Origin of the sequence: Blautia sp. AF19-10LB (assembly GCF_003461245.1) — a bacterium.
GTDB classification, from domain to species: Bacteria; Bacillota; Clostridia; order Lachnospirales; family Lachnospiraceae; genus Blautia_A; species Blautia_A intestinihominis.
Genome location: NZ_QTWS01000002.1, coordinates 196,290 through 210,469 on the forward strand (window position 1 = coordinate 196,290; position 14,180 = coordinate 210,469).

Genomic DNA, 14,180 nt, shown 5'->3' on the forward strand with positions numbered 1-14,180 from the left:
GATCTTAACCTCCTGTATCTGCATGATTTGTCTTAATTTTCACACTGGTTTCATTGTACCAGACCTTACCTTTTTTTGCAAACCATGCAGGAAAGTAAGATCTGCCCGAAACGTTTTTTCGTCGCACACAAGATTTTTTGTATCTTTATAAAAAATAGTAGAATTTTTCTCTCTGCCGCAAGATGATTTTAGGTCGGTTGAGGGATTAGAAAACGCCGGAAACCCGCATAAACTCTATGTTTTTGCGGGTTCTCGGCGTTTCTTTTATCGCCTGTATTAGTGGTGCTTTTTCGGTAAATGGTGCCCAAATGGTGCCCAAATCCCACGCGGGGCTATAAAACGATATAAGAAGCGGTAAAGAGATACAGCGGTTAAAGCTCTAAATCGCTGCTCTTTTTCTTTGCCGCGCTCTTTGCTTTCTTCGGCTCGGCTTTCTCTGCCTTTGCCGGGTCAGACTGTTTGACCGCCCCATGATAAGCGTCTAAGACTTCTTTCTTGCGTTCAAGCCGCACGTCCACATAACGGGCGGTAACAGCTTCAAAGTTCATAGACAGTCCAAGCGATACGCCGATACCCGCAAGCGTATGTCCTAACACTTCGCCTACGGTGTAGAAGTCGCCTGTCAGTTGGTGCATATTCGTAGCCGCCGTATGGCGTAAATCGTGAAAGCGGATATGCGGCATATCCAAATCTTCAAGCAGTTTTCCAAACTGGGAAGATACCCACGACGCGGAGATAGGGGAACCGTCCGGCTTCGCTACAACAAGGTCATTGTCATAGTATGGTTTTCCGTCTTTTTCTGCCTGTTCGCGCTGCGCTTCCTGCATAGCAAACTGTTTGAGGAAGAACGGGCGGGCAAGCTCTGTGATAGGCAGCTTTCGCCCGTTGGATTTCGGCGGTGCCATTTCCTCAATGACTTTTGTTTTCGACGGCACCTTAAAGGGTAGCTGCTCGGAAACGTCAAAGGTGTTGTTTTCCAAATCCACATTACGCCAGCGCAAGCCCAGGATTTCAGAACGGCGCATACCGTAAAGCCCGCCTAAGATAACGGGCATTTCCCAAACGGTACCCTCGACGCGCTGCATAAGGGCTTTTACCTGTTCCGGCGTATAAGGGTCGGGGGTCTTGTCGCTCTTTCCAAACTTCGTAAGCGTGTCCTTTGCTGCGTTTGTTTCGATATAGCGGTATTTCCGGGCATGGCTCAACGCCACGCTCAAAACACGCTTTGCCCCGGCTGCGGTGGACGGTTTCAAGCCTTTGTCAATAATCTGCTGAAACATTTTGTCTACCATAGCGGGGGTAAGCTGATTAAGGGCAACGCCGCCGATATAGGGATTGATATAGTTTGCAATCGTCTTTTTGTACCCGTCGTAAGTAGAGGGGCGCAAGTTCACTCTTGCATAGCTTTCCACCCATTCATTCAGATAGCTTGCAACGGTCTGTTTCCGCTGTGAAGCGATAGACGCAATCTGCCCCGGATTATGGAGCTTTGCTTTCATCTCTGCTTCATGCTGCGTTGCTTCCTTTTTTGTCGGAAAGCCCTTTTTGGAATAGGTTTTCTTTTCCCCATTCGGGGCGGTGTACTTGATATTCACGTCGTAAACTGTTCCCGGTCGCCCGGTCAGTACGCCGTTGCTGTCGCGTTTATTCTTAACCTGCCTTGTTGATATAGCCATAGCTTAACCTCCCTGTCGTGCCGGGGGCTTCGCTGTCGTCTTTGCCCTGTGATACCAGTCCCAGATTGCAGCGTCAGCTATCAAACGGCGGTTTCCATTCTGTATATATTCAAGCTCGCCGCTATCCATAAGCTCGCGCAGCTTATTTTCCCCGATACCGCTAAGCTTGCTCATTTGCTCAACGGTCTTTAACATAGGGAATACAGGGATAGCGGGGCTTGTTGTTTCCTTTTTTGCCATAGGAAAATACCCCCTTTCATAAATGGCTAAAAAGTCAAGTTACAAAAAGTGGGCTTTAACCGGGCGGCTGTTAGCACAACCTCGCGGGAATTGCACCCCTGCTCATTTAAGGCAGCTTTACCCATTGCCTGCGACGCTCTGAACGCTCGGACTGTGGCTGTAAAGGCTTATCTCCCCTCAATGCGTGTCGTCGCCCGCAAGCTGCTAACTTGCTTTCCATCGTGGTGTTTCTCGCTCGGCTTTTCCCGATAGGGGAATAGCGTCATGGCGCACCCTCTGTATGGCTCGGCGCAAAAAGGACGTACCCGGTTTGCCCTATACTGCGTCGCCGTTATCTTGCGTCGCTTTCTTTGTCAAGGAACATACGGGGCTGCTGCGGATTGATACGAAACGAAAAAGGGGTTAAGACGTTTCGGTATCGGTGCAGCTATTCAGCCCTAAATGTGAGGATTGCCCTCATTAGCCTTGCTTGCAGCCGTTGGCGAATATCCTCGTCAACGCCAAAATAGACGTTTCCGCGCTCGTCGCAGAGCTTTCTCATAGAAAGGCTCGCTATGTAACCGCTAAAGTGCTGCAAGACAATTTTCATAGCGTCCGGGTCGCCCTTTGTCGCTGCCACAATGACAGGATAGGGAACAAGGGCAACGTCCGGGAAGCCAGATTGTTTACCATTCGTCCCATTCATCAGCGTGTTCCTCCAAATATTTCTTCAAGATTTCAAAAGAGCTTGTCCGTCTGTACTGTATCGTGCTGCGCGACGTATTGAATAACTTTCCAATCTCCACGTCGGTCATGCCCTCGAAATAGTACAGCATGATAGCTTTCCTTTTTTCTTCCGGCAAAGTGCGGATTGCTTCAAGCAACAGCTTCGGCGTGATTTTCTTTCCCGCCTGCTGATAGCTCGGCTCGGCTTCTTCGTCTTGAAAATACTTGTCAAGCGTGTAAAGCTGCCGCTCCTCATGCAAGGCAAGGTCGGAAAACGACACTTCCTTTGCTCTGCGACGCCGGATTTCCTCATGGGCGTTGCAGGCTTCGTTGTGCAGCACCCGTTTACAGAAACTTTGAAAGATACATTGCTTCTGAAATTCCACGCGATTAGGTTCCATGTTCTCACCTCCTTTCGTGCCGAAAGGTAGGTAGTACCTCCCCTTTTCGCGGGATAATACAGGCGATTTTTTCAAACGCCGAATGAAAGCGAAACTTTTTTGAAAAAACCTCCCGAAAATGCAAAATGCGCCTGTCTGCAAGACGCAGACAAGCGCAAGGGAATTGAAAGCGGTATTCAGATGATTTGACAGTTCATATCTAAGGGTAGAAGTGTCCCCGGCTGATTATTCCGGGACTCTCAGAGCCACCTGTCCGGACTTTGAGAGCCACCATTCCGGAGAATGGGAGCCATATATTCCGGTAATTCAGAGCCACCTTATTGGACTCTATTACATATATTTCCTTTATACTGTAAATACACACCTTTGGTGTGAATACAGATAAAGGAGGTCGTAAATTATGACCAAGTATCGTGAAATCCTACGCTTGAAAAGCTTAGGATTCAGTGAGAGGAACATCGCACAAAGTTGCGGTGTATCCAGAAACACAGTCGCCAAGGTTTTGAAAAAAGCAGCGGAAATCAATCTTTCATGGCCGCTGGATTTTGACATGACCGACAGTGCGCTAGAGGAGCTGATGTTTCCTAAAGATAAGTCGGCAACGAATAAACGTATGCCAAACTTTGACTACATCCGCAAAGAACTTCTGCGGAACGGCGTAAACAAAAAACTTCTCTGGGTAGAATACTGTGAGGAGTGCCGCATGAGCAGCGAAGAGCCTCTAATGTATTCTCAGTTCTGCTACTACATCCAGAAGGATGAAGAAAAACGCAGGGCTACCATGCATATCCCTAGAAAACCAGGTGAACAGATTGAAGTTGACTGGGCCGGTGACCCTGCTCACATCATTGATCCGGACACCGGAGAAATCACAAATGCATGGATATTTGTAGGTGTATTAACTTACAGTCAGTATGCTTTTGTAAAAGCATATATGAATGAGAAAACCGACAACTGGATCAAAGCTCATGTCCAGATGTTTGATTTCTTTGGCGGTGTCACACCTATGCTCGTTTCTGATAACTGCACAACCGCAGTGAATCATAAAAAGAGTGACTGGTACAACACTGCCTTAAACACAACTTATCATGAGATGGCAGAACATTACAATCTCGCCATCCTTCCGGCCAGAGTCCGGAAACCCAAAGATAAACCGAATGTAGAGGGATCGGTAGGAAAGATATCCACATGGATAACAGCAGCCCTTCGCAATGAACAGTTTTTCTCTCTTGCAGAATTGAATGCTTCAATCCGTGAAAAACTGGATGCCTACAACGCCCGTAAATTCCAGAAAAAGGAATGTAGCAGACTCAGTTTATTTCTTGGGGAAGAAATGCCATTACTGGCTCCGTTGCCTGCTACACCTTTTGAACTGGCTGAGTGGAAACAAGCCACCGTCCAGTTTAACTATCACATCGCAGTAGACAGAATGTTCTACTCCGTGCCTTATCAGTATATCAAAAATAAGGTTGATGTGCGTATAACAGATACAACGGTTGAAATATTTTATAATCACAATCGTATTGCCTCTCACAGACGACTCTATGGAAGAAGCGGTCAGTATTCTACAGTGACAGAACATATGCCGCAGGAACACCAGAAATATCTGGAATGGAACGGTGACCTGTTCCGTAAGTGGGCTGATTCGATTGGAATTAACACAAGTAAGGTTGTCGATGCAATACTTACCTCCGGTAGGATTGAACAACAATCCTACAGAAGCTGCATGGGATTACTGAAACTGGCAGAAAAATATTCGCCAGAAAAGCTGGAACAGGTCTGCGCTAAGGCGCTCTCTTATTCCGGTAAACCCAGCTATAAAAGTATCAAAAATCTATTGGCTGCAACAAAGAATGCACCTGATACCGGATCAGAATCATCTCAAGTAGAAAAACCACACGGCATAACCAGAGGAGCCAGATACTATGGAGGTAAACAATCATGACAAATCAAAGTACAATCGATAAACTTATTGAAATGCGTCTGACTGCTATGGCAGATGCATTCCGCATCCAGATGGATGATCCTGCAATGAAGGAAGTTCCATTCGAAGATCGGTTCGGCATGCTTGTTGATGTCGAATACAGCAACCGCAAAAACAATCGTCTGAAAAGGCTGATCCGCCAGGCTGAGTTTGAACAGCCAGATGCCAGCATCGCAGCGATTGATTACCATTCTGGACGAAAGCTGAACAAAGCACTGATCAACCGTCTGGCAACCTGTGAATACATTACAGAATACCGGAACATCTTTATTACTGGAGCAACCGGAAGTGGTAAAACTTATATGGCCTGTGCCTTTGGCATGGAAGCATGCAAGCACTATTACTCAGTACGGTATGTACGGCTTCCTGATCTATTATTGGACTTACAGGCTGCTAGGGACAATGGAGCTTTCTCGACTGTCCTGAAGAAATACACCAAGCCAATAGTACTGATCATTGATGAGTGGCTGCTTCTTAAACTGACAGAAGCTGAAGCCAGGAATCTTTTTGAACTGATACATAAAAGACGTAAAAAATCTTCAACGATCTTTTGTTCTCAGTTCCGTGAAAGTGAATGGTACCAGCAAATCTGTGATGGTGAAAGTACTCTTGCCGATGCCATCATGGATCGTATATCGTATGATTCCTATAAGATCGATATTGAAAGTGTTGACCCATCTAAAGACCTCTCTATGAGAGAAGTATATGGACTGGATCCAGCAATGGCAAAGTAACTTAATAAACAAAATGAGGTGGCTCCGTTAGTCCGGACAGGTGGCTCTCGCCACACCGGACTGGCGGCTCTGCCGCACCGTAATATTCACCGGCGATGGTCGGGCTTTTTTTGATAAGTCAAAGAAAGTAGAATATTGTCGATATGGTTTATCGCTCATGGCGGCTACCTCCTAAAGCCGCCGTTTTATATGGCTATGGGTCGTCGCGCAAAAAGAAACGGCGGCTCTGAAAATCAAAGCCGCCGTAATTTAGAAATGGCGCGTGAAAATACCTCTGCTTTGCGACGGCTTTTTTTCTTTTGCCGTCGTCCGGCAGATTATTTCTTTATGAGTAAGGGCGAAAAATCAATCGTAATCATAAAATTATGGTCATGTATTTCAATTATTGGATTTGTACAATTCATCATAAGTAATAGCTTTTTCACAATGTAAAGTCCTTGTCCAGACGTACCATTACTTCTTGAAACATCTGCTACATAAAAGCGTTCCAACAGTTTTGAATATTCTTCTGTAGGAATAGATGCAACAGGATTTTTAATACAGAGTTGTACAGAATCTGCGATATTAATTAGTTGAATTACAACATTATTTGTAGTGGATGTTACCGCATTGAATATAAGATTTTGTATAATGCGAATACACGCCTTTCTGTCAGCATTAAGATAGATGTCCATATTAGGTATTTCTATTTGGGGTTCAATTCCATTAACGCTGAAAATCGAATAATTGTCTAGCAGGATTTCAGTAAGCAATGAGCATAGCTCAACCTTTTCATAGTAAAATGGATATTGTCCTGCTTCTAAAAGAGAGATTTGATAAAAGTCATCTATGAGACGTTCTAATCTCAATGCTTTTCCGGATAATGCTGAAATATATTCCGCTCTTTTTTCATCAGGCGCACTTGATAGAAGTTGCAAATATCCGCGAATGGAAGTTAGTGGTGTCCGTAAATCATGAGAAAGGCAAGAAATATTCTCTTTTAATTCATTCTCCTTTTTTTGAATTTCGCCCAGATAAATATTATCTTTTGATACAATCTGATTTATGATTTCAACCAAATGCTCTAACCGCCTATCAGATAAAGACACTGTAACTAACTTTTTCGTTTTTCTATTCAGAATAGCATTTAGTTGGACGATTACTTTATATATCTGTATTTTCCAGTTAATTAAAGAAATTGAAAGGATAATGACCAATGCTATCAGAACAAGAAACATAATCGCCCAACCCATATTCTACCTCCCTTTTACTTGATTTCTTTTCTAATCATAATAAGACCGCCAACAATCAAAAGAGAAATGCACCCTATGAAATAGAATGGTAAATGCTCAATAATACCCATTGTGCGACAAGAGCTGAAATTCATCCAATAGTACATAGGATTTCCATATACAAAAAATTTTAAGGGTATTGAAACCGTCTCCATATCACTCCATAGCATTAAGTAAACAGACGCTCCACTGAATACATATAAGCAGCAAATCCCTGTTACAATCCCTGTATTTTGAATAACGACACATAAAAAAATAGAAATGCTTTCTAATGCTAATAAAACCGTTCCGCAAGCAAGAGCCCATCCCAAAAGGTTTATTACTTCACTCGCAGTTGGAATGTAACCGGATTGTATGATTTCAATAACGAAAAATGTAGCTACAAAAATCAGATACGTTATCAGAGACACCACCAATATTGTAATCGCTTTGGTGTAGTAGAGAATAGTTCGTTTAGTGCCGTATGCAACAGATAATTTGATTGTACCCGTATTATATTCTTTTGTAAAAAATATGGTTGCAAATAAAATGCCAATAATCCAGAAAAAGGCTGTATATGCAAGAGATGAGCGGGCAACAGTTTGAAACGTTGGTATTTCACTAGATAGATAACACTTAGCTTGAAATCCGATTACACTTTCTGTTCCATCTCCGGCTCCAAAAAAAGTCATGTCACCAAGTGCAAAAGAGACCATTATAACCGCCGCACATACGCCTAATATAGTTATCAATATCTTTGAGTGACGCAATTTATAAAATTCAGCTTTAAAATGGTTAATCATTTTGGCACCCTCCTATCAAATTAGTGTAATAAGTTTCAAGACTATCTCCAGATTGTGCTAACTGATAAATCGTAATGTTATTTGCACTTAGCAACGCTGATACTTTTCCGGCATTTTCAACATAATCATATAGATGAATACTTTTGTCTGGCATAACAGAAAAATTTGAAGTATTCAGTTTGCTTTCCAATAAAACACTAGCAGCAGCTACATCATTCACTTGCAACAACAAATGCTTTTTGCAGCGTTTGTCTAACTCTGTAGCGGTAATTTCCTGTAAAAGTTTCCCCTCATGTAAGATACCATATCTATTTGCTAATTGATGAAGTTCCGTGAGAATGTGACTTGAAATCAAAATAGTGATTCCACGTTCTTTATTTAGTCTTTTGAGTAAGTTTCTTAATTCGATAATTCCAGTAGGGTCTAGTCCGTTAATTGGTTCATCTAGTACGAGAAATTCAGGATTCCCAAGCAAAGCGATTGCGAGAGCTAGTCTCTGCCGCATACCCAAAGAGAAATCTTTTGCTTTTTTCTTTCCGGTATCTTTCAAACCAACTAATGCTAAAGCATTATCAATGCAACCTTTTCCTGGAATACCGCGTTGCAAACGTTGTACCTCCAAATTTTCATAGGCTGTCATATCAAGATAAAGAGAAGGGCTCTCAATAATACAGCCAATGCGCTCACGCTGCTTTGCAAGTTTCTTATTGCTTTCACCGAATAAAGCAATTTTGCCAGTAGTAGGTTCTGCCAGTCCGGTTAGTAAACGAATCATTGTTGTTTTACCGGCACCGTTTTTTCCGATAAACCCATAAATATCTCCTTGCATTACAGACATAGATACTTGATTTAGGGCTAGTGTATTGCGATACTTTTTTGTGATGTTGATAGCTTCAAAAACTGTTACGTTCATTTTTTCACAGCTCCTTTCTTGTTATTTAGTATCGCAGACAATTCCTTGAATAATCTAAAGGTAAAGCTAAAGATTATCTAAAGCTCACTTTGCAAATCGGTAACCCAAGCCCCATATGGTCTTAATTCGGCAGCCTTCGCCCTTTAATTTTTTTCGTAAGTTACTTATATGTGTGTTAATGACATCATTATCCCTTGCAAATGGTTCTTGCCAAATACTTTCATAAAGATTTTGCTTAGAAAAAACTTTATCAGGATATTTCGCCAGTAGTTCTACAAGTTGATACTCTTTTGCTGTAAGCACAATAATTTCGTCTGCAACAGTAACTATTTTTGAAGATGTATTAATGGAAAGTTCTCCAAAGGTCAAACAAAGATGGGGAGTATCTTTTTGACTTCTTAGCAAATTGCGTTCAATTCGCGCTAGTAATTCGTCCAAATCAAACGGCTTTGTTAAATAGTCATCAGCACCCAAGCGTAGCAGTTCGACTTTGTTGAATGTTAAACTTTTTGCAGAAACAACAATTACAGGTACATCTGAAAATTTTCTGATATTTCTAATTAATTCATCTCCACTGATAAAAGGAAGCATTAAATCTAAAATAATTAAATCTGGGGATAATTCTTTTATGCGTTCAATCGCATTTGCACCAGTAAGTGTGAAGAAGACTTGATAATTGTACTTTTCCAGATGGTCTTTTATCATAACGCAAATTTCTTTATCATCTTCGATAATTAAAACATTATTCATGTTGAAACTCCTTTCTGCGTCTATCAGTTGGCTTTTCCACGTCTTTTGGTATCAGCCACATACTACCAAATTTTGAAACGCCCGGTATGCGCTCCCCCTCACAAAGTTTCTGCACCCGTCTTTCTGAAATGCCCCATTTGCCCGCTGCTTCTGCACAAGACATATATTCCATAAGCCACCCGTCCTTTCTTCAAAGTTTATCAGTATAATTATATACGGTATGGCGAATAATAGCAAGTGCGGAAATAGGCATTATTTAGGTTCGTTATAGGAAGTATATAGACATATCCAAGAAGAAAGGGGAACAGTAAAATGTAACTGGGTGAATGAATATGGCAAAAAGACCAGTAGAAAAGTACGACTTCAAGGCTTTTGGGCAAGCAATAAAGAACGCGCGGAAAGAGCGCAAAGAGAGCCGCAAGAAAGTAAGCGACGAAATGTATATTTCCCCGCGTTACCTTGCAAACATTGAGAACAACGGGCAGCACCCAAGTTTACAGATTTTCTTTGAGCTTATGCTGCGCTATCATATATCCGTAGACCAGTTTCTTTTAGATACGCAGCCGGAGAAAGACACAAAGCGGCGGCAGCTTGACGCGCTTCTTGATGATATGAGCGATACAGGAATACGGATTGTTACCGCGACGGCGAAAGAAATTGCAGAAGTCGAAAACGAAAACTAAATAGGCTTTAGGAAGCGTTGTAATCTTTTTGAGATTGCAGCGTTTTTCTTTTGTGTAAGTTTGGCAAAACGGGGCTTTCCGTTGTAGTAAGGATTAAGAAAAAACTTTCGTAGCAAGCATAGGAAGCGGGTACCCACTTCCGTATTTTCGCCCTCCTGCGCTGCGGCACGTCGGTTGAAAATGGCTTGTTGGGAAGTGTCCCAAACCCTCGGAATGGAAAGGAGCGAAAGCATGGACGGACGCAAAAGAACGGTACAAATCAAATTCAGAGTAACAGAAGCAGAACGGGATTTAATTCTTGAAAAAATGAAGCTCGTCCCCACCCGGAACATGGCGGCATATCTTAGGAAGATTGCCATTGACGGATACATTATCCAAGTAGACCACACCGACATAAAAGCCATGACAGCGGAGATACAGAAAATCGGTGTCAACGTCAACCAGATTGCAAAGCGCGTAAACAGTACGGGCAGCGTCTACCAAGAGGACATAGAGGAAATAAAGGGGGTGCTTGCGGAGATATGGCGGTTACAAAGATTAAGCCTATTAAAAGCACGTTGAGCAAAGCCCTTGACTATATCCAAAATCCCGATAAGACGGACGGGAAAATGCTTGTGTCCTCTTTTGGCTGCTCCTATGAAACGGCAGACATTGAATTTGAATATACCTTGTCGCAAGCTCTCCAAAAGGGCAACAATTTAGCCTTTCATCTGATACAGTCCTTTGAGCCGGGGGAAGTGGATTATGAAACCGCCCACAAAATCGGAAAGCAGCTTGCCGACGCGGTAACAAAAGGGCAGCATGAGTATGTATTGACGACGCACATTGACAAAGGACACGTCCATAATCACATTATTTTCTGCGCGGTCAATTTTGTAGACCACCACAAGTATAATTCCAATAAGCGTAGTTATTACGGCATACGGAACATGAGCGACAGGCTGTGCCGGGAAAACGGCTTATCCGTCATTGTCCCGAAAAAGGGAAACAAGGGAAAGAGCTATGCAGAGTATCAAGAGGAAAAAACGGGAACCAGTCGGAAAGGCAAGCTGAAAATCGCCGTTGACGCACTCATTCCCCAAGTGTCCAGTTTTGAGGAATTGTTACAACGGCTGCAAGCTGCGGGCTATGAGATAAAGCCGGGAAAATATGTGTCCTGCCGCGCTCCCGGACAGGAACGCTTTACCCGTCTTAAAACCCTCGGCGCAGACTATACAGAGGAAGCCATAAGGGAACGCATAGAGGGCAAACGCGCCCGCGCTGCGAAAGCTCCCCGCGCAGATCGCGGCGGCGTTAGCCTGCTGATTGACATTGAAAACAGTATCAAGGCGGCGCAGAGCAAAGGCTATGAACACTGGGCGAAAATCCACAATCTGAAACAGGCAGCTAAGACCATGAATTTCTTGACGGAGAATAAGATTGAACAGTACGCGGATTTAGTCAGCCGGATTGAGGAAGTGGCGGCAGAAAGCGAACAGGCGGCAGACGTATTAAAGGGCGTTGAAAAGCGGCTTGCAGATATGGCGGTGCTGATGAAGCACGTCGCCACTTATCAAAAGACAAAGCCTGTCTATGACGCATACCGCAAGGCAAAGAACAAAGAGCGATACCGCGCCGGACATGAGCGCGATATTATCCTCCATGAAGCTGCGGCAAAGGCACTCAAAACGGCGGGCATTACAAAGCTCCCCAATCCCGCCACGCTGCAAAAGGAATATGAAGCACTCCAAGCGCAGAAAGAAGCCCTTTACGCCGATTATGGCAAGCTGAAAAAGAAAGTCCGGGAATATGACGTTATCAAGCAGAACATAGACAGCATTTTGCAGACAGGAAAGCAGCCGGAACGGGGCAAGGAAACAGAGCGCGGATAAACAGGCGCAAAAAAAGACAGGACGCGGAAAGCCAGTAATGACCTCCCGCGCCCTGTCTTTTTGTGGGTGCTGATTTTGGTATGTTACGCAGTAGAAAGCTGTTTTTAAGGGAAAAGGTATTCTGTATCGCCTAAGTGATTTTCACGCGCTGCAAGCCCTGTAAATCAAGGCTATTTTCGCCCTTATCGCGTAACAAGGGCGCGTCGTTTTCTCATGCGCTCCGCTGCCTGTCTGTTCGTGATACGCTTGCGGCAGTCCGGGCAGTATTTGACGCTGTTTGACTTTGATACAAAGAACGTGCCGCATACAGTACAACGCTTTTTATCCTCGGTCTTAAAAAGCTCGGCATACAGGAGCTTATCAAGGGGAAGTACGGCAATCCGAAACCATTTGCAAAGCAGCGAATAAGAGATAAGCTGCGGGCATACGCACTCGTCCCCGTCGTCAAGCAAAATACAGTGTCCGTTATCGCAGTTGCAGCACTCCCGGCGCACAAGGGAATTGACTTTCCGGCTCTGGGGCGGCGAAAGCCGCTTAATGCTGCTCATACTTCCTCTGCGGCGTAAATGGTAAGCTCCGCAAATTCTTCCTCGGTCAGCGCGTCCACTTTGGAAAGGGCGCGCTTCGCCAGTTCCCGCATATCCGCGTCCATGTAAGGCAGCGCGGCGTTGATGTTCTCCGTAAGCTGCGCCTTGCTTCCCTCATGGTAAATGCTCAAAAGGTTTGTTTCCTCAACGGTAAATCTGTTCATGCTCATACCTCCAAATCGTGATTTTTTGTTTTCGCTGCGGCTTTCTTCTGTGCCTTTTCCTTATCCGCTTTAAGCTGCGCCCGGATAGAGGGCTTCTTTTCCGGCTTGCCCTTGCCGCGCTCCTTATCGGCTTTGACCGCGTTAGCCAGGTCAACAAGGGAAATCGTTTCTCCCGCCTTAACCTTTGCTTCCAGTTCGTCAACGGTCGGCGTATTGTTGATAATCCCGTCAATCATGTTTTCGTTTTGCTCGGTGGTCTGCTCGGCAGCTTTCAAGGGATTTTCCCGCTGCTCGGCTGCTATGGCAAACGCCCGCGTACCATTTCCCATGACTAAATATTTTCCGTCGTCGGATTGATGGTGAAAGCCATATCCGGCGGCTTCCATTTGTTCGCGGCTCATATCGGTTACATAGAAAGTACCGCGCGGCGTTTTGATTGTTTCGCCTGTTTCCAACTCGTCGGGCGTAAGCTGCTTCTGCTCCTGTAAAAACTCCGGCACATTCTTATAGCCGAAGCTGTCTACATAGTGGGCGGCGTCCTGCCCGTTCTGATGAAGCACCACCACGTCGGAAACGGAAAGGCTGTGTCCCTTAAAGTCTTTGGGGTGGTCGATATTGAAACGGGTATAAATATCTTCAAGGGAAGTCCCCGGCGTAAGCTCTGCGGAATAGACAAGCTCATAGTTCGCCTTATCAACCACATTTCCCGTCGCCTGCAGGCGGTCGTATGGCTCAAAGCGCAAGTCCCGCGTTTCGTCGCCATGCTTTAGCTGATAAATGGAAAAGGTGCCTTTGTCCTGTTCGGCGGTCTTAGCGGTTTCCTGTGCCTTTGCGTAAAGCTCCTTGACCTGTCCCTCGGTCAGTTCGCCGCTTTTGAGTTGCCCCATAAGCTCGCGGCATTTCTGGGGCGTTCCTGTGAAAAGTACCGCGCCCATTTTTGCCCGCCCGTTTTCCTGCGTTACATAGGCTTGCAGCAGATAGGCGTTCTCTTTCCTGTCGCTGTAAGGATTGCGGCGCACCCGGTAAACTGTTTCCGGGATAAAGGCTGCTTTTTCCTGTGCGGAGGCTTCCTGTTTCGGCTGCTCCGGCGCGGCGTTTTCCTCTTTGTCCGGCTGCTCCTGTCCGGCAGTCTGCTCCTTATCCTGCGCCTTTGAAAGCTCCGCTAATGTTTCGTCAATGGAATTGATAATCTCGGCGGCTGCGCTGCGGATTGTTTCAAGGGAGCTTTTCAGTTCGGAAAGCTCGCGGCCGCTGCTCCACCCGGCGACGTACCCAAAGGAATAGTCTGACGTATCAAGCCCGTAGTGTTGGCAGACGGTATAAGCGACGCTTTCTGCTTCAAATGTTAATGTTTCCATTTGAAGCATTATACCCATGTTTTTATAATGTTGATCTTTTAAATTATTTTCCATAAATCCT

The 14,180-nt window shown here is 44.6% G+C and carries 18 protein-coding genes; 5 read left to right on the forward strand and 13 right to left on the reverse strand.

Going from position 1 to position 14,180, the window contains the following annotated elements; translation table 11 throughout:
- Nucleotides 1-371: 371 nt before the first annotated feature.
- From DWX28_RS02740 to DWX28_RS02755, 4 genes are all read right to left on the reverse strand, one after another.
- Entirely contained in the window at nucleotides 372-1,676 is a 1,305-nt protein-coding gene (locus DWX28_RS02740; RefSeq protein WP_117524129.1) for a tyrosine-type recombinase/integrase, read from the reverse strand.
- Between the two features lie 3 nt (nucleotides 1,677-1,679).
- Entirely contained in the window at nucleotides 1,680-1,916 is a 237-nt protein-coding gene (locus DWX28_RS02745) for a helix-turn-helix domain-containing protein (protein WP_117524131.1), read from the reverse strand.
- 427 nt (nucleotides 1,917-2,343) lie between these two features.
- On the reverse strand, nucleotides 2,344-2,601 hold the full coding sequence (locus DWX28_RS02750; protein ID WP_118251716.1) for a helix-turn-helix domain-containing protein: 258 nt from the start codon (nucleotides 2,599-2,601) through the stop codon (nucleotides 2,344-2,346).
- Nucleotides 2,582-3,022, reverse strand: a complete 441-nt coding sequence (locus tag DWX28_RS02755) for an RNA polymerase sigma factor (protein WP_033120017.1) — start codon at nucleotides 3,020-3,022, stop codon at nucleotides 2,582-2,584. The genes DWX28_RS02750 and DWX28_RS02755 overlap by 20 nt, the downstream gene beginning before the upstream one ends.
- Nucleotides 3,023-3,422: 400 nt before the next feature.
- Between DWX28_RS02755 and istA the strand changes: the two genes are divergently transcribed.
- Together istA and istB are read left to right on the forward strand one after the other, a co-directional pair.
- On the forward strand, nucleotides 3,423-4,967 hold the full coding sequence (istA, locus tag DWX28_RS02760; RefSeq protein ID WP_118251719.1) for an IS21 family transposase: 1,545 nt from the start codon (nucleotides 3,423-3,425) through the stop codon (nucleotides 4,965-4,967).
- Entirely contained in the window at nucleotides 4,964-5,740 is a 777-nt protein-coding gene (istB, locus tag DWX28_RS02765) for an IS21-like element helper ATPase IstB (protein WP_118064319.1), read from the forward strand. The genes istA and istB overlap by 4 nt, the downstream gene beginning before the upstream one ends.
- A 27-nt stretch (nucleotides 5,741-5,767) precedes the next feature.
- On the opposite strand, the gene DWX28_RS20225 is transcribed toward istB, so the two are convergent.
- From DWX28_RS20225 to DWX28_RS19780, 6 genes are all read right to left on the reverse strand, one after another.
- The gene (locus tag DWX28_RS20225) at nucleotides 5,768-5,899 is read right to left on the reverse strand and encodes a hypothetical protein (protein WP_255420394.1); all 132 of its coding nucleotides are present in this window, start codon (nucleotides 5,897-5,899) and stop codon (nucleotides 5,768-5,770) included.
- A gap of 158 nt (nucleotides 5,900-6,057) precedes the next feature.
- The gene (locus DWX28_RS02770) at nucleotides 6,058-6,972 is read right to left on the reverse strand and encodes a sensor histidine kinase (protein WP_014081148.1); all 915 of its coding nucleotides are present in this window, start codon (nucleotides 6,970-6,972) and stop codon (nucleotides 6,058-6,060) included.
- A gap of 14 nt (nucleotides 6,973-6,986) precedes the next feature.
- Entirely contained in the window at nucleotides 6,987-7,793 is an 807-nt protein-coding gene (locus tag DWX28_RS02775) for an ABC transporter permease (RefSeq protein WP_055057437.1), read from the reverse strand.
- Nucleotides 7,786-8,706 carry an ATP-binding cassette domain-containing protein gene (locus DWX28_RS02780; RefSeq protein WP_118251722.1) on the reverse strand — a complete coding sequence of 307 codons (921 nt, stop codon included), beginning with the start codon at nucleotides 8,704-8,706 and terminating at the stop codon, nucleotides 7,786-7,788. Before DWX28_RS02780 ends, DWX28_RS02775 begins: the two co-directional genes overlap by 8 nt.
- An 84-nt stretch (nucleotides 8,707-8,790) precedes the next feature.
- Nucleotides 8,791-9,456, reverse strand: a complete 666-nt coding sequence (locus tag DWX28_RS02785; RefSeq protein WP_117524133.1) for a response regulator transcription factor — start codon at nucleotides 9,454-9,456, stop codon at nucleotides 8,791-8,793.
- Nucleotides 9,449-9,628, reverse strand: coding sequence for a helix-turn-helix domain-containing protein (locus DWX28_RS19780; protein WP_015533991.1), 180 nt, complete (start codon nucleotides 9,626-9,628; stop codon nucleotides 9,449-9,451). Before DWX28_RS19780 ends, DWX28_RS02785 begins: the two co-directional genes overlap by 8 nt.
- Nucleotides 9,629-9,788: 160 nt before the next feature.
- On the opposite strand from DWX28_RS19780, the gene DWX28_RS02795 reads away from it, so the two are divergent.
- From DWX28_RS02795 to DWX28_RS02805, 3 genes are all read left to right on the forward strand, one after another.
- A complete protein-coding gene (locus DWX28_RS02795) occupies nucleotides 9,789-10,139 on the forward strand; it encodes a helix-turn-helix transcriptional regulator (RefSeq protein WP_117524190.1) in 351 nt (116 codons plus the stop codon).
- A gap of 231 nt (nucleotides 10,140-10,370) precedes the next feature.
- Complete coding sequence (locus DWX28_RS02800; RefSeq protein ID WP_117524135.1) at nucleotides 10,371-10,700, forward strand: plasmid mobilization protein; 330 nt, start codon at nucleotides 10,371-10,373, stop codon at nucleotides 10,698-10,700.
- Nucleotides 10,661-12,010, forward strand: coding sequence for a relaxase/mobilization nuclease domain-containing protein (locus tag DWX28_RS02805; protein WP_117524137.1), 1,350 nt, complete (start codon nucleotides 10,661-10,663; stop codon nucleotides 12,008-12,010). The genes DWX28_RS02800 and DWX28_RS02805 overlap by 40 nt, the downstream gene beginning before the upstream one ends.
- 182 nt (nucleotides 12,011-12,192) lie before the next feature.
- Here DWX28_RS02805 and DWX28_RS02810 read toward each other — a convergent pair whose 3' ends face one another.
- The 3 genes from DWX28_RS02810 to DWX28_RS02820 all read right to left on the reverse strand — a co-directional run.
- Nucleotides 12,193-12,558 carry a cysteine-rich VLP domain-containing protein gene (locus DWX28_RS02810; protein WP_117524139.1) on the reverse strand — a complete coding sequence of 122 codons (366 nt, stop codon included), beginning with the start codon at nucleotides 12,556-12,558 and terminating at the stop codon, nucleotides 12,193-12,195.
- Nucleotides 12,555-12,767, reverse strand: a complete 213-nt coding sequence (locus tag DWX28_RS02815) for a transposon-transfer assisting family protein (RefSeq protein ID WP_442857729.1) — start codon at nucleotides 12,765-12,767, stop codon at nucleotides 12,555-12,557. The genes DWX28_RS02810 and DWX28_RS02815 overlap by 4 nt, the downstream gene beginning before the upstream one ends.
- Nucleotides 12,764-14,180, reverse strand: a 1,417-nt coding sequence (locus DWX28_RS02820; RefSeq protein WP_118251760.1) for a YodL domain-containing protein, incomplete at its 5' end; no start/stop codon positions are given. The genes DWX28_RS02815 and DWX28_RS02820, both read right to left, overlap by 4 nt.